10 protein-coding genes are annotated in these 15,259 nt (G+C 70.0%); 7 read left to right on the top strand and 3 right to left on the bottom strand.

The genetic code is table 11. The features are described 5' to 3' along the window. Window positions 1–93: 93 nt before the first annotated feature. Window positions 94–1,998 (bottom strand): LTA synthase family protein, encoded by a 1,905-nt coding sequence (locus tag ACVCL9_RS11710; RefSeq protein WP_447097998.1) that lies wholly within the window; start codon window positions 1,996–1,998, stop codon window positions 94–96. A gap of 178 nt (window positions 1,999–2,176) precedes the next feature. Here ACVCL9_RS11710 and glnE point away from each other — a divergent pair, with 178 nt between their 5' ends. Together glnE and ACVCL9_RS11700 are read left to right on the top strand one after the other, a co-directional pair. Then, on the top strand, window positions 2,177–5,047 hold the full coding sequence (gene glnE / locus ACVCL9_RS11705) for a bifunctional [glutamate--ammonia ligase]-adenylyl-L-tyrosine phosphorylase/[glutamate--ammonia-ligase] adenylyltransferase (protein WP_447097999.1): 2,871 nt from the start codon (window positions 2,177–2,179) through the stop codon (window positions 5,045–5,047). A 195-nt stretch (window positions 5,048–5,242) separates the two neighbouring features. Next, on the top strand, window positions 5,243–8,224 hold the full coding sequence (locus ACVCL9_RS11700; protein WP_447098000.1) for a diguanylate cyclase: 2,982 nt from the start codon (window positions 5,243–5,245) through the stop codon (window positions 8,222–8,224). Between the two features lie 72 nt (window positions 8,225–8,296). Here the strand turns inward: ACVCL9_RS11700 and ACVCL9_RS11695 are convergent, their stop codons facing one another. After that, the gene (locus tag ACVCL9_RS11695) at window positions 8,297–9,313 is read right to left on the bottom strand and encodes a mitochondrial fission ELM1 family protein (RefSeq protein ID WP_447098001.1); all 1,017 of its coding nucleotides are present in this window, start codon (window positions 9,311–9,313) and stop codon (window positions 8,297–8,299) included. A gap of 181 nt (window positions 9,314–9,494) precedes the next feature. Between ACVCL9_RS11695 and ACVCL9_RS11690 the strand changes: the two genes are divergently transcribed. Beyond that, window positions 9,495–10,088, top strand: a complete 594-nt coding sequence (locus tag ACVCL9_RS11690; RefSeq protein ID WP_447098002.1) for a YceI family protein — start codon at window positions 9,495–9,497, stop codon at window positions 10,086–10,088. Window positions 10,089–10,167: 79 nt separating this feature from the next. Here ACVCL9_RS11690 and ACVCL9_RS11685 read toward each other — a convergent pair whose 3' ends face one another. Continuing rightward, entirely contained in the window at window positions 10,168–11,430 is a 1,263-nt protein-coding gene (locus tag ACVCL9_RS11685; protein ID WP_395120283.1) for a YIP1 family protein, read from the bottom strand. Window positions 11,431–11,626: 196 nt separating this feature from the next. Here ACVCL9_RS11685 and ACVCL9_RS11680 point away from each other — a divergent pair, with 196 nt between their 5' ends. From ACVCL9_RS11680 to ACVCL9_RS11665, 4 genes are all read left to right on the top strand, one after another. Beyond that, on the top strand, window positions 11,627–11,836 hold the full coding sequence (locus ACVCL9_RS11680; RefSeq protein ID WP_395120282.1) for a zinc-finger domain-containing protein: 210 nt from the start codon (window positions 11,627–11,629) through the stop codon (window positions 11,834–11,836). Between the two features lie 78 nt (window positions 11,837–11,914). Continuing rightward, window positions 11,915–13,048 (top strand): glycosyltransferase, encoded by a 1,134-nt coding sequence (locus tag ACVCL9_RS11675; protein ID WP_395120281.1) that lies wholly within the window; start codon window positions 11,915–11,917, stop codon window positions 13,046–13,048. A gap of 56 nt (window positions 13,049–13,104) precedes the next feature. Next, on the top strand, window positions 13,105–14,436 hold the full coding sequence (locus ACVCL9_RS11670) for an O-antigen ligase family protein (protein WP_447098003.1): 1,332 nt from the start codon (window positions 13,105–13,107) through the stop codon (window positions 14,434–14,436). Continuing rightward, entirely contained in the window at window positions 14,426–15,178 is a 753-nt protein-coding gene (locus ACVCL9_RS11665; protein ID WP_447098004.1) for a glycosyltransferase family 2 protein, read from the top strand. The genes ACVCL9_RS11670 and ACVCL9_RS11665 overlap by 11 nt, the downstream gene beginning before the upstream one ends. The last annotated feature ends 81 nt before the right edge of the window (window positions 15,179–15,259 follow it).

The following is a 15,259-nucleotide window of genomic DNA, read 5'->3' as shown; positions in this document are numbered from 1 at the left end:
TGCGATGTCTGATGTTGACGGCGCGGCGTCTCGTGGGCTGATACCGGAGCGGCGCATCACTCGCGTCGACGCTGAGCCCACCCAAACCGCCGATCAATGCGCCGTTGCGGGCTGTTCCTCGACCGCCGGAGGCATCGCGGTGGCGTGGACCACTTGCGTCATCGCGGCGGTGGCGTCCAGTGCCTTGGCCAGCATCGGTTCGAGCTTGCCGCCCATGCGCAACTGGTCGACGCCGGCCATGGCCTTGTCAAGTTGCCGCTGCTCGTCGCTCTGCGGGCGCGGCGGGGCGCCGGGGGCGGCGGTGAGGGCGGCGATCTGCGGGCCGACCAGTTCGGTCAGTGCGAAATAGGGATCGTCGTGGATGCCGAGGTGGGCCAGCAGTTTGCCCGGCAGCAGCCAGGAGGCGGTGTCGGCCTGCAGCGGTTTGGACGGCCGTTTCGGGTCGACCAGCAGCCACACGCCGGCCTGGCCCAGCATGTCGCTGCCGTCGACGAAACCGGTGATGTGGTAGCTGTTGCTGAGGGCGGGCAGGTGGTCGCCGTAGAACAGCACCACGCTGGGCCGGTCGCGTTTGGCGAGCAGCTTCACCAGCCGGCCGAGTTCGGCGTCGGCATGTTTGAGGTGGTAGAGGTAGGTCTGCAGCTCGAGCTTGTCGCGGCCGGTGATGCCGTCGGGCACCGGGATCGCGTCGCGTTCGGCGACGTGCGCGGGCTCGATGTCGTAGGGGCCGTGCGCCTCGATGCTGATGGCGAAGATGAACTGCGGCGGGCCGCTGTCCTTGAGCTGGGTCATGATCTCGTCGGTCATCGCGCTGTCGGCCATGTACTTGCCGTCATTCGGCGCGCCGGGCGGAAACGAGGATTGCGACACGAACCGGTCGAAGCCGATTGCCTGGAACGCGGTGGTGCGGTTCCAGAACGCCGGGTCGTTGCCATGCAGCGCAAGCGTGCTGTAGCCGTGCGACGCCAGCGTGCGCACCAGGCTGGGCAGCGACTTGTGGCTCATCTGCAGGTAGGGGAACTGCAGGTTGTCGAAGTAGCGCAGCGACAGGCCGGTGAGGAACTCGAACTCGGTGCGGATGGTGCCGCCGCCGAAGGTGGGCACGTGCAGTTTGCCGCTGCTGCCATGCCGCGCGAGCCGGCGCAGGTTGGGCGCGAAGTTGCTGTGCTCGTAGCCGTGCATGATCGACGGGTCGAAGAACGATTCGCTCTGCACCACCACGATGTCGGGCAGCTCACCGGTTGCCGCCGGCTGCCGCAACACCTGTTGCAACGCCGGCGCGGATTGCGCAATCAGCTGCTCGGCCGCGGCGCGGTCGGGCTTGTGGTGGCCACCGCCGTATTGCAGGTGGAACAGCATCAGCGAGCTGATCAGGCCGGAATGGTTGGTGGTGACCCGGGCCGACCACGGCTCCAGCCACAGCACGCGCGCGTTGTAGATCCTGCCCCAGGCGGACAGGCCCACCAGCATGCTGACGAACGCCGCGGCCAGCAGGCCGCAGGCGGCGAGGCGCTTGCCACCGGTATGCCGCGGTACCACCGGCGGCTCGTAACGCCACGCCAGCACCACCAGCGCCAGCGCCGCCAGCAACGCGAGGTACGGCCACGGGCTGTGCGGCAGGTAGCCGGCCAGCAGGTGCATGCCGCCCTTGCGCAATTGGCCGATCATGCGGAAATCGTCCGGCAGCAGCGGCGTGCCGAGGTTGGCCACCTTCAGCACGTTGACGCCGTAGACCAGCCCTTGCAGCGTGAACGCCAAGCCGAACGACAGCCAGGCACGGCGGGTCCACGCCAGCAGCGCGCCGGCCAGCAGCAGGCCGGGCAGCGCATTGGCCAGCGGGAACCGCGGCTGCTTGAGCAACTGCGCCGTGGTCACCCCCACGCCGCCGTCGACCAGCCCGGTCAGCAGCACGAACGCCAGCGCCAGTGCCAGCACCAGCGCGATGCGCGCGCCCAGCGGATACCTGGCGCTGCGGATGTCGGGAGAGATCAGGGGCATGTGGCGACTGCCGGGGTCGTCATGGGTGGTCTCCAGAATGTAAACAGGACTCGATGAACGGCGGGTGGCGCGCAAAACGACAAGTGTCGGGCCTGCCGCAGGCATGCGCAACGCACGAACGGGTCGGCCGTGCACGGCGATGCGCGGCGTCGCCGCCGCGCTGCGGCACAATGGGCCGATGAACCCGCCCGAATCCGCCGCGCTGCGCGCGCTGATCGATGATCGCTACCGCGAGCTGGAGCGCCGTTGCCGCGCCGCCGGCGTGCACCTGCATGACGATGCCGGCGTCGCCGAACGCATCCGTCGCACCTTGCTGGCCAGCGATTTCGCGTTCGACACCTGGTGTCGCCAGCCGCAGCTGCTCGCCCCGCAGGGGCTGGATCGCCTGCGCTCCGGCGCCGATGCCGGAGCCCGCATCGACGCGCTGCCACTGCCGGAGGACGAAGCCGGCTGCATGGCCGCGCTGCGCCGCTTTCGCCATGCCGAGGCGTTGCGGCTGGTGTTCCGCGACGTCAACGGGCTGGACGAGTTGCCGGAAACCCTGTCCGCCACCAGCGTCCTGTACGAGGCGCTGCTGGGCAAGGCGCTGGCGTGGGCCACCGCGGCAATGGCCGCGCGCTACGGCCACAGCCGCGATGCGCAAGGCGTGTTGCAGCACCTGCTGGTGGTGGGCTTCGGCAAGCTCGGCGGCAGCGAGCTCAACTTCTCCTCCGACATCGACCTGCTGTTTGCCTACCCGCACGGGGGCCAGAGCGACGGCGCGCGGCCGCTGGACAACAGCGAATACTTCGTGCGGCTCGGCCGCCAGCTGGTGCGCCTGCTCGGCGAACCGACCATGGACGGCATCTGCGCGCGCGTCGACATGCGCCTGCGCCCGTTCGGCAAGGCCGGCCGGCTGGCGCTGTCGTTCGCCGCGATGGAGCAGTACTACCAGAGCGAGGGGCGCGACTGGGAGCGCTACGCGTGGATTAAGGCGCGCGCGGTGGCCGGCGACCGCGCCGACGGCAAGCAGCTGCAGGAGATGCTGCGCCCGTTCGTCTACCGCAAGTATCTCGACTACACCGCGTTCGCCGGGCTGCGCGAGATGAAGGCGCTGATCGACGCCGAGGTGGCGCGCAAGGATCTGGCCGACAATCTCAAGCTCGGCCCCGGCGGCATCCGCGAGATCGAGTTCATCGTGCAGCTGGTGCAGCTGATCCGCGGCGGACGCGAACCCTCCCTGCGCGTGCACGGCCTGCTCGGCGCGCTGGCCGCCTGCGAGGCGCGTGGCCACATCGGCGCGCAGCGCGCGCGGCGCTTGCGCGAGGCCTACGCGCTGCTGCGTCGGGCCGAAAACCGCGTGCAGATGCTGCGCGACGCGCAAACCCACGACATCCCCGACGATGCCCTGAGCCGCGAACGCATCGCGCTCAGCCTCGACTACCCCGACTGGGAAACCTTGCGCGCGGCGCTGGCGACCCATCGCGCGATCGTCAGCGAGGAGTTCGCCGCCGTGCTGATGCCCGCGCATGGCCAGGTCGCCGCCGCGCCGGTCGCCGACGTGCGGCTGTGGGAGCACGCCTGCGACGAAACGCTGGATGCGGCCACGCTGGAGGCTTCCGGTTTCGCGCCCGCGGCGGAACTGGCCGACGCCTTGCTGAAGCTGCCGCAAGCCGCCTCGGTGCGCGCGATGTCGCCGCGTTCGCGCGAGCGGCTCGACCGCTTGCTGCCGCAGCTGCTCGGCGCCGCGCGCAACACTCCGGCGCCGGTGCCCGCGCTGCTGCGGCTGTGCCGGCTGATGCAGGCGGTGGCGCGGCGCTCGGCCTATCTCGCGCTGCTGGACGAGCAGCCCGCGGCGCGGCGCCGGCTGGTGCGGCTGTTCGCCGACAGCGCCTTTCTCGCCGAACGGGTGATCGCCCAGCCGCTGCTGCTGGACGACGTGCTCGATCCGCGCATCGACCAGCTGCCGCTGCGCCGCGCCGACATCGCCGCCGAGATCACCCGCGTGCTCGGCACGCTGGATGAGCGCGACGCCGAGACCGAGCTGGAGCGGATCACCGAGTTCCGTTCGTCCACCGCGTTCCGGTTGGGGCTGGCCTTCAACGACGGTCGCGTCGACGCCGAAGCCACCGCACGCCGGCTGGCCGCGCTGGCGGAGTCGGTGGTGGGCGCGGTGCTGGCGCTGGCCGAGCGCGATCTGGTGGCGCGGCATGGCCGCCTGCCGGGCACCGGGTCGGGCTTCGCCGTGCTCGGTTACGGCAGTCTCGGCGGCGAGGAACTCGGCTTCGCCTCGGACCTGGACCTGGTGTTCGTGTTCGACGGCCAGCGCGCGCAGGCGATGAGCGACGGCGAGCGTCCGCTGGAAGGCTATCGCTGGTACCAGCGGCTGGCCCAGCGGGTGATGAACTGGCTGACCGTGCTGACCCGCGCCGGCCGTCTGTACGAGGTGGACACGCGGCTGCGTCCGGATGGTTCCAAGGGCCTGCTGGTAAGCAGCCTCGATGCGTTCGTGGCCTATCAGCGAAGCCGTGCGTGGACATGGGAGCACCAGGCGCTGTTGCGCGCGCGGCCGGTGGCTGGCGACGCGGCGCTCAACGCCGAGCTGGCGACAGTACGCCGCGACGTCCTCGCCGTGCCGCGCGACCCGGCCGCGGTGCGCGCGGAAGTGGCCAGCATGCGTCAGCGCTGGCGCGCCGAGCGTGACCGTTCCGACGAGCAGCAGTTCGACCTGAAGCAGGGCCTCGGCGGCCTGCTCGACATCGAGTTCGCGCTGCAGGGACTGGTGCTGGCGCACGCGGCGCGGCAGCCGGCGCTGCTCGGCGTCACCGCCAACGCCGGGTTGATCGAGGCCTGCCGCGTCGCCGGCGTGCTCGACGACGATCAGGCGGCGACCCTGGCGGCCGCGCACGCTGGCCTGCTGCAACGCGCGCTGGCCTGTACGCTCGACCTGCGCTCGCGCATCGCGCCGCGCGACGCCGCGCTGGAGCAGTTGCGCGCCGGCGTGCGCGGAGTCACCGACGCGCTGGGCTTCGCCTTCGCCGCCGACGCGGAGCCGCCGCCGCAGGGTTGAGAGGAATCGCGCGCATGCTCCTTGCGCGCGATCCGGGGAGTGTTCGCGGAGAGCCCTTCGCTTCACGGACGTGAAGAGTGCCTTCAACGCATGGCGCTTGTCTGGACCCATCCCGGCAGGCAAGATCGACCATGGCCACGGGCTGTCGGCAGGGGCGGGATGAGGGGACGCGTGACAGGGGGAGTGGGATCGCGAGTGCTGCTTGCACTCCTGCTGATGTCGACCGGCTGGCTGGTTGTCATGTCGCCCGCGCGGGCGATGGATCCGCAGCAGCCGTTCCATTCCTTTGTGCTCGACCACTGGGGCGTGGAACAGGGCCTGCCGCAAATCACCGTGCTGGGCCTGGCCGAGGATCGCGCCGGATTCCTGTGGGTCAACACGCAAACGGCCGTGGCGCGTTTCGACGGCGCCCGCTTCGTGCGCTACGACCGTGCCAGCACCGGCGTGGATACCAGCATGCTCAACGCTGCATGGGCCGACCCGCACGGCGGCGTATGGTTCGGCGGCGCGCGCGGCCTGATCGAGCAGCGCGACGGGCAGTTCAAGGCGCTGGGCGGGGCTGCGGTCAACGCGATCATCGACGCCGGTGACGGCACGCCGCTGCTGGCCACCGCCGACGGCGTGCAGCGGCTGCACGAAGGCCGGATGGTGTCGACCGGCGGCAGCAGCGGGCCGGCCTTCAGCCTGCTGCGTGGCGACGGCCATCTCTGGATCGGCGGCACCGGCCGCGTCTGCCGCCGCGCCGACAGCGCCGCACCGGCCACGGAAAGCTGCATCGCGGCGGGGCCGGCGGCATGGCGGCACGTGGTGGTCAATCATCTGGCGCTGCAGGGCGGCCAGTTGTGGCTGGGCACGTCGGCCGGCTTGATGCGGATCGTGGATGGGCAGTGGGTCGCGGCGGGACTGGGCGACGGGATCGATGCGGCGCCGATCGAGAGCCTGCTCACCGATCGCGTCGGTTCGCTCTGGATCGCCACCGCCAAAGCGCTGTACCGCCGCCTGCCGGGCGGCGAACTGGAGCGCGAGGAGATCGATGTCCAGCGCCGGCCGTGGGTGCACCGCATGCTGGAGGACCGCGACGGCAACCTGTGGCTTGGCACCTACACCCGGGGCCTGTACCGCATCTGGAATGGCTGGACCCGGCGCCTGTCGCTGGACGACGGCGTGCGCGACCCGCTGGTGTGGAGCGTGCTGCGCGCGCCCGACGGCGCGATCGTGTTCGGCACCAATTCCGACGTGGAGGTCTTCGACGGCAAGCAGGTGCGCACGCTGATTCCCGGCAGCGCGCTGCCCAACCCGTCCGCCTACGAGCTGTACTACGACCGCCGCCAGCGCTTGTGGGTGGGCACGCGCGGCGGCATCGCGGTGTTCGACCGCGGGGTGGACGTCACCCCGTCCGCGCTGCAAGGCCTGCGCAACCTGCAGATCAACGACATCCACGAGCTCGGCGACGACGATTTCCTGTTTGGCACTTCCGCCGGGCTTTATCGCTGGCGGCAGGGCGCGTTGAGCCGGCTCGATCCGCAGGCTACCGCCGCCGAGGCCATCATCCGCTCGGTGCTGCCGCTGGCGCCGGGGCGCTGGTACGTCGGCACCCGCGACGGCGTGCGCGAGTGGCGCGACGGTCACTGGACACGGCCGGCGTGGGCCGAGCCCTTGCGCAGCCACTTCGTGACGCGGCTGGCGCTGCTCAAGCCGGACTTGCTCGCGGTGGCCACCAGCGACGCCGGCATTGGCCTGATGGCAGACGGCCGCCTGCGCATGACCGGCCAGAGCGAAGGCTTGCCCAGCGACAACGTGTGGACGTTCGACCTGCTCGACGGGCAGCTCTACGCCAGCTCGACGGAAGGCGCCTGGCGCCTGCCGCTCTCGCAACTGCCGCTGCCCGGCTCGCCGCCGCGCACGGTCTCGCCGCAGCAGCTGGCCGGCGAGCAGCGTTCCACCACGGTGAGCAACCTGCATTGCTGCAATGGCGGCGCCCGCGCGCGCAGCGCCATCGTCGGCGACGTCATCTGGTACGCCACCACCGACGGCATCCTCGGCGTGAACACGCGCGCACTCGGCGAGCGGCCGTCGGCGCCGCGTGCGGCAGTGGTGTCGGTCGAACATGACGACCGGCAATACACGGGCGGCGCGTTCACCCTCGACCAGGGCAGCCGCGACCTGACCGTGCACTACACCGCGCCCTACCTGCAGGTGGGGACCTTGCATTTCCGCTACCGGCTGGACGGCTACGACAAGGATTGGCAGCACGCGGGCGTGCGCCGCGAGGCGTTCTACACCCACCTGCCGGCGGGCAACTACCGCTTTCGCGTCGCCGCCACGCTGCCGGGTGCCGCCGGCTACGGGCCCGAGGCCGCGATTGCCGTCGAAGTCACCCCGTACTGGTACGAAAACCTGCTGGTGCGGCTCGCCGCCGCGGCCGCGCTGGTCGTGCTGCTGTTCGTGCTGACGCGCTGGAGCATGCGCCGGCAGCGCCGCCGCAACGCGTGGCTGGAGGAACAGGTCGAACGCCGTACCGGCGAGTTGTCGCGCGCGCTGGAGCGCCTGCGCGTCACCAATCTCGCGCTGGCCGAGGAGAGCCATACCGACACGCTGACCGCGCTGCACAACCGGCGCTACCTGCTGGCGCAACTGCCCGCGCTGCTGGCCGAAGGCAGCAGCGTCGGCGTGATACAGATCGACATCGACCACTTCAAGCACATCAACGACGCCCGCGGCCATGCAGTGGGCGATGCGGTGCTGCGCGAGCTGGGCGGCAGGCTCGCCGAGTTGCGCCGCGACAGCGACATCACCGTGCGCTGGGGCGGCGAGGAGTTCCTGCTGTTGCTGCGCGACGTCGACCAGGCCGACGTGCTGCGCATCGCCCAGCGCCTGCGCCACGACATTGCCGCCAAGGCATTCGCGGATGGTCGCGGCGGCGTGCTGCGGCTGACCTGCTCGATCGGTTTCAGCATGCATCCGCTGGCCGCCCACAGCGACGCGGCAACCTTCGATGCGGCGGTGGAGCTGGCCGACCTGGCGCTGTATCGCGCCAAGTACCTCGGCCGCGACCAGTGCGTCGGCCTGCTGGCCGCCGCGCCGTTGCCGGCGGCAATCCTGCGCGATCCGCTGGCACCGCAACTGGACGCGCTGCTGGCCGCCGGCCAGCTGAAATGGGTGCGTCCGACGAACTGAGCGGGCGCCTTCGATCATTGCGCCGGCGCTTCGGGCGAAGCCCTGCCCGCCGCGCTCGAGCACCCCGCGCCGTCATTCCCGCGAAAGCGGGAATCCGCCGGTATTTCCGCCACGCAACCCGCCCCGGGTCGCCTCGATGCGCTCGCGCACCAGCGCGGCCACGCGTGCGGTTTCGCGCAGCGGGCGTTGCGCGGCGGTGCCCGGAGCGTCGAGGTCGTGCAGCAGGCCGGCGTCGCGCAGGGTCTGGTGGAAGCGCGCGATCTTCGGCGGCAGCGGTGCGCGGATGAAGGTGAGCACCGGGCAGCCGACGGCGCAGGCTTCGGACAACATGTTCACCGAATCGGGCGTGACCACCAGCCGGTCGGCCCAGCCGAGCACGCCGGGGTAGGGGTTGCGGCCGTCGTCGCGGCCAGCCCAGAGCAGGCCCGGCACCTCGGCCAGCAACGGCCGCAGCGATTCGATCAGTGCCGTCGGCGTGCGCCGCGAGCCGAGCACCAGCAGGCTACCGCCTTCGGCGCGCTGGCGCGCCAGCAGCTGCCGGATCAGCGCGCTGGCGTAGTCGGCGTCCAGTGCAATGCCGCGGCGCGGCCCGCCCAGCAGCACGCCCACGCGGGGCCGCGGCAAGGCCTCGAACTGCGGGCAGGCGTCGCGACCATCGGCCAGCCATTCGTCGTCGACGGTGTTGAGCGAGCCCAGCGTGGTCAGCACATTGGCGCCGTGCAGCTCATCGTGGCGCGGCACCACCACGGTGTCCCACAGCGTCGGCTCGATGCGCGGGTCGAGGATCTGCACGGTGTGGCAACGGCCCTCGCCGAGCGGCCGCAGCATACGGGTGAACAACGCGGCCGCGCGGCCACAGCCGATTGCGACTGCCGGCCAGGGCGGCGCAAACCACGCCCGCTGGCTGGCCGGCAGGGCGAGGCGTCCGCCCGCGATCAGGCGCGGCGCCAGCCATGACCATGGCGCGCGCGGCTCCAGCAGCAAATGGCGGCGCGGCAGTTGCAGATGCTCGGCCAGCGCCAGCGCCTGGCGCTGGTTGCCGGCGGCCGAATCGGTGATCACCCAGCACTCGCCGTGCAGCGTCAGCATGGCCGGGTTCGCCGCAGGATTGTTTCCCGAATCAACACGATGCGTTTCTCCGCCGGGCGTCGACCGCCGGCGCCCGGTCTGTACACTGGAATTTCTGGCCAGCGTGCCGGTGCGGCTCTCGCAAAGGATACCGTGCGACAGCCCGAAACAGCCTTTCGTCCTTGCCCCATGGAGTCTTCGCATGTCCCCACTGAAATATCTCTTTCTCGCCGGTCTGCTGGGTGCGGCGGTTTCCGCACAGGCGGCGCCGGTGACCTACCAGCTCGACCCCAACCACACGATGGTGCTGTTCAGCTGGAACCACTTCGGCTACTCCAACCCCACCGCCGACCTCGGTCTGGGCGAGGGCACGATCGTGTTCGACGAGCAGCATCCGGCGCAGTCCAGCGTCGAAGTGACCCTGCCGCTGGCGCGGCTGGATACCCACGTGGCGGCGCTGGACGAGCATCTTAAAAAGGCCGATTTCTTCGATGCGGCCAAGTATCCGGTGGTGACCTTCAAGAGCAGCAAGGTCGAGCCGCTGGGCGACAACAAGTTCAGGGTCACCGGTGCCCTCACCGTGCATGGCGTGACCCGGCCGGTGGTGCTCGACGCCACGCTGAACCGGGTGGGCCCGCATCCGATGGGCAAGGCGCAGTCGATCGGTTTCGACGCCACCGCCACGCTGAAGCGCTCGGAGTTCGGCGTGGGCGCCTACGTGCCCAACGTCAGCGACGAGGTGCACGTGCGCATCACCACCGAAGGTTCGGTGCCGAAGGAAGTCGCGGCGAAGTAATCGTCGCGCAGGTCTGGCGCACTCGCACAAAAAAACCGCGCCGTCATCGGCGCGGTTTTTTTGTGCCGGCGACCGCTGGTTATTCGGATTTCACGCCGCTGTCCTTCATCGACTCCAGCTTGCCCAGGTCGACGCTGCCCACCGCCGCCTTCAGCTCGTCGATGCTGTCGGCGTTGCCGTTCGCCTTGACCGTGAAGCGCTTGCCGACGATCACGCTGTACTCGCCGGACTTGGACTGGTGGTCCCACTCCTCGTGGATGAGGTTGCCATTGTCGCTGTAGGTCTTCTCGTAGCCGGTTTCGGTTTCCTTCTCCTCCTCCGGCGCCATCGCGCTGGCCATCGCGATGAAGCCCTTGGCGCCGCCGGTGTCGGTGACTTCCAGCGTGATGTGCTGGTTGTTGTCGCCGCTGTATTCCGCGCTGGCCTCCGACACCTGCATGCCCATCGCGCCGTTGCGCTCGGCCGAGATGCCGGTGCGCTTGAGATTGCCCACGGCAGCGGGCAGGAACGCCTTGATCTGGTCGGGCGCCAGCGCCTCCACCGGGCCGTTGGTGCCGGACATCGCGCCCATCATCTTGCCCATCGCGGCCGACTGCGCTGCGCTGTCGCCGGATTTCTGCGCCGCTTCCAGCTCCTTGCCGGCCTGTTCGGCGCGCTGGCCCATCGCCGCGAGCTTGCCCAGCGCGCTGTTGCCGTCGACGGTGACGGTCTCGCCGTTGCTGCTGGTGACGTGCATGCCGCTCATCGCCGCGCCGCCCAGCGCGCCGACGAAGATCAGGCCCAGGATCAGGCTAACGATCCAGCCCAGCACGATCGCGATGATCACGCTCACCGCGGTGTAGCCGCCGGCCTTTTCCGGCGGGCACTGCATGGTGTGGGGCAGGCCCAGATACAGCAGGTAGATGCTGTAGACACCGCCGGCCAGCACGATCAGCAGGCCCAGCCACGGCACGATCACGCCGATGCCGGCGATCCACCAGGCGGTCCACGCGTAGGCCACCGTCTTCAGTGCCTGGATCAGGTTCGGCTTGGCGCCGAAGGTGCCGGCCAGCGCGTTGATGATCAGCGCCATCACGTAGACCAGTACCAGCGACAGGATGTAGCCCAGGATCATCCGGCCGATGCCCGCGCCGATGCCGGCGCGCACGGTGACGCCGAGGAAGCTGGTGCCGATCAGGCTGCCCTTGATGAACTGCGCGATCACCGGCAGGGCGGCGATGATGGCGATGTAGCCGAGGTACAGGTTGTTGACCGTGGCCGGTTCGGCGGCGGCAACGGGCCACTCGGTCTTGGGTGTGGTCAGGATGTTCTTTGCGCGCGCGATGAGCTTTGCGGAATCCATGGTCTGCTCCCGATCAGATGCCCGAATCCGGCGCGGGGCGCCGGGACGTCGTTGATTTCCCCTTTGGTGCGTCGCACCGCTTGCTGCCGTCGCGCGGCGGAAACCCCTTCCGGCCGCGCCGTGGCGGATGAGCGCCCCGGCAGCAAACGCCAGCCTGCTACCATTTGCAGCCTGCTGTCCAGTCCGGAGTCCGCTGATGTCATCCCCCGCTGTCGCGACCGTGCCCCTGGTGCCGGCAAATGCCGAAAATCGTTACGAAGTGACGCGGCAGGACCTGCCGCTGTCGTGTCCGATGCCGGGCATGGTGCTGTGGAATTCCCATCCGAAGGTCTACCTGCCGATCGTCGATGACGGCGGCGAGTCAACCTGCGCCTACTGTGGCGCGCATTACGTGCTGCGCGACTGACCAGCGGACCCGGTCGGCGGCCGGCCATGGCATTTTTTTTGCTTGTTTTTTGCCATGAAAGCCGCCAGCCCCGAGCTCATGTCCAGCATTGTCGTGCCCGCCAAGCTGCTGACCGTGGTCCAGCTGATCCCCGCGCTGCATTCCGGCGGTGCGGAGCGTTCGGCGCTGGAGATCGCGCGCGCGCTGGTGCAGGCAGGCCATCGCTCGGTGGTGATTTCCGCCGGTGGGCGGTTGGTCGAGCAGTTGCAGGCCGAGGGCAGCGAGCACATCACGCTCGACCTGGGGCGCAAGTCGCTCGCCACCCTGGGCCGCATCGGCCCGCTGCGACGCCTGCTGCGTGAGCTGAAGCCGGACATCGTGCACGCGCGTTCGCGCTTGCCGGCGTGGGTGGGCTGGTGGGCGCTGCGCGGTATTTCCCCGCGACCGCACTTCATCACCACCGTGCATGGCTTCAATTCGCCGGGCCGCTACAGCTCGATCCTGCTGCGCGCCGAGCGCGTGATCGTGGTGTCGCAGACCTTGCGTGACTATGTGCTCAGCCACTATCGCTGGCTGGAGCCGGGCCGGGTGCGGGTGATCCCGCGCGGCATCGACCAGGATGCGTTTCCCTACGGGCACCGGCCGGACGATGCATGGCAGAAGGCGTTCTTCGCGGAGTTCCCTGCGCTCGCCGGTGCGCCGTTGCTGACCATGCCCGCGCGCGGCACGCGGTTGAAGGGCCACCACGACGCGATCGAATTGCTGGCCGACCTCAAGCGTCGCGGCATCGAGGCGCGCTTGCTGCTGCTGGGCGTGGTCGAGCCCGGCCGCGAGGCCTACGTGGCCGAGCTGCAGGAGCTGATCCGCTTGCGCGGGGTGACCTCGCAGGTGGTGCTGTCGCCGCCGCGCGATGACATCCGCGACATCTACGCGCTGTCGGCGCTGGTGCTGCAGTTGTCGAACAAGCCCGAGACCTTCGGGCGCACGGTGATCGAGGCGCTGTCGCTGTGCCGGCCGGTGCTCGGCTACGCCCATGGCGGCGTCGGCGAATTGCTGGCCGAGCTGTACCCTGCCGGCCGCGTGCCGCTGGGCGATCGCGAGCGGCTGGTCGAACGCGCGGCCGAATTGCTGCGGGTGGCGCCTCCGATCTCGCCGCTGCAGAGCTACCGGCTCAGCGACATGCAGCAATCCACGCTGGCGTTGTACGACGAAGTGAGCCAGCCGCAGGGCTGACGCGCCAGGCGTCGCGGCGCGCCTACAATGCGGGCTGGTTCCCGCCTGGCCCACCCATGACGACCTTCGGCAGTTCACTCAAGGCCGCGCTGCGTTCCCCCTTGCTGCCGTTCTGGCTGGTGATTGCGTTGCTGCCGTTCGGTCGCAGTTCGGAGCTGGGCACGCTGCTGTGCCTGCTCGGCGTGATCATGCTGTTTGCACGCGACCCGGCCGCACTGCGCCAGCACCCCGGCGCGCAGCTGCTGCTGTGGCTGCTGGGAGCGTATGTGGCGGCGGCGTTGTTTTCCGCGCTGGACGCGATTCGTCCCGGCAAGAGCTGGAGCACGGTGGCCGCCACGCTGCGTTACGTTCCGCTGGGCCTGTACGCGTGCTTCGCGATCCGTCGCGAGGCCAAACTGCACGCTTTGTACAAGGCGGTCGCCGCGGTGCTGGCGCTGTGGTGTGCGGATGCGTGGGTGCAGGCGTTCACCGGCTGGAGTCTGGGCGGCCATCCCGAGGCCTTTCGGGTCTCGGGCATTTTCGGCGCCGACAACCTGAAACTGGGCCCGAGCCTGGCGGTGCTCTCGCCGTTCGCATTGTGGGCAGCGCGGCAGCGCTGGGGGCGGCCGGGGTTGGTGCTGGCCGCAGTGCTGGTGCTCGGCCCGGTGCTGCTGGCCGGCTCGCGTTCGGCGTGGCTGTGCTACGTGCTGGTGCTGGCGGGTTTCGCCTGGCAGGAGGCGCGCACGCTGTGGCGCTTCTCGTTGTGGTGCGGGGCGGCGGCGCTGCTGCTGGCACTGGCTGGCGTGGTGGCATGGAATACCTCGGCGCGCTTCCATGACCGGATGGCGCGCAGCCTGCTGGTGTTGCAGGGTACCGATCAGTCGGTGGACACGGCGCTCAGCGGCCGGCTCGATATCTGGCAGGTCGGCGTGGCGATGACCGCGGCGCATCCGGTCAACGGCGTGGGCGTGCGCGGATTCCGCTACGCCTATCCGCAGTTCGCGCCGGCCGACGACCACTTCGTGGTGTCGGCCGAAGCGTGCGGCGTCGGCGAAGGCGCCTGCCATCCGCACCAGCTGCTGCTGGAGATCCTCACCAATACCGGCCTGCTCGGGCTGGCGCTGTGGCTGGCCGCGGCGGGTCTGGCGTGGCGGGCATGGCGGCGGGTGGGCGCGGCGGCGCGCGCACGCGCGTTCCCCGCCAGCCTGGCGCTGGGCGTGATGCTGTTTCCGCTGAACTCGCACCTGGCGTTCTACTCGGCCTGGTGGGGGCTGCTGTTCGCCTGGCTGCTCGGGCTGTGGTGCGCCAGTTTGTTCGTTGCCGGCATCTCTGCCGGCAACGAAGAGCCCGGCATCCGTGCCGGACTCCTAAACGCAGAACCCCCTCAGGGAACGCCCGATGGGGCGTGAGCCGCTGTCGGTGGTGGTGACCACGTTCAACAGCGCCGACACGCTCGACGCCTGCCTGCGCGGGGTGAGCTGGGCCGACGAGATCGTGGTGCTGGACTCGGGCTCGAGCGATGCCACCACGGCGATCGCCGCGCACTACGGCGCGCGCATCCACGCGCAGCCGTTCGCCGGCTACAGCGCCCAGAAGCAGGCGGCGATCGACCTCGCCAGCCATCGCTGGGTGCTCCTGCTGGACTCGGATGAATCGCTGGATGCGGATGCCGCCGCATGCCTGCAGCAGGCGCTGTGCGAGCCGGCCCATGCGGGTTACCAGTTGTGGCGGCGCGAGTGGCAGTTCTGGCGCTGGCAGTCGCGGCGCGGCCGGCTCAACCACTACGTGCGCCTGTTCGACCGGCAGCGTGCGCGCATGAGCGGCCACGAGGTGCACGAGGAAGTGCAGGTGGACGGCCCGGTGGGCGTGCTCGACGCGGTCATCGATCACCATGGCGAGCCCGACATCGCCGGCCGCGTGGTCAAGGCGAACCGCTACTCCAGCCTGCAACAGGCCGATCTGGCCGGGCGACGGGTGAGCTGGCTGCGCTTGCGCATGGTGGCGTATCCGACGGTGGCGTTTCTTCGTTATTACGTGCTGCGTGGACACTGGCGCTCCGGCTGGGCCGGCTTCATCGCCGCGCGCATCCACGCGTTCTACGCGTTCCTGAAGTACGCCAAGCTGTACGAGCAACGGCGGCCGCGGGACTGATCCGGCCAGCTCGATCGCCGCTCGGGACGCAGGCATGCGGCTGTACCTGGTCGAGCGCCGCCGGGCATCCGGCTGCCGAAC

This window comes from Rhodanobacter sp. UC4438_H5 (genome assembly GCF_052978405.1).
Note: the sequence above shows the minus strand (reverse complement) of the source record. Positions and strands in the feature narration are given on the sequence as shown.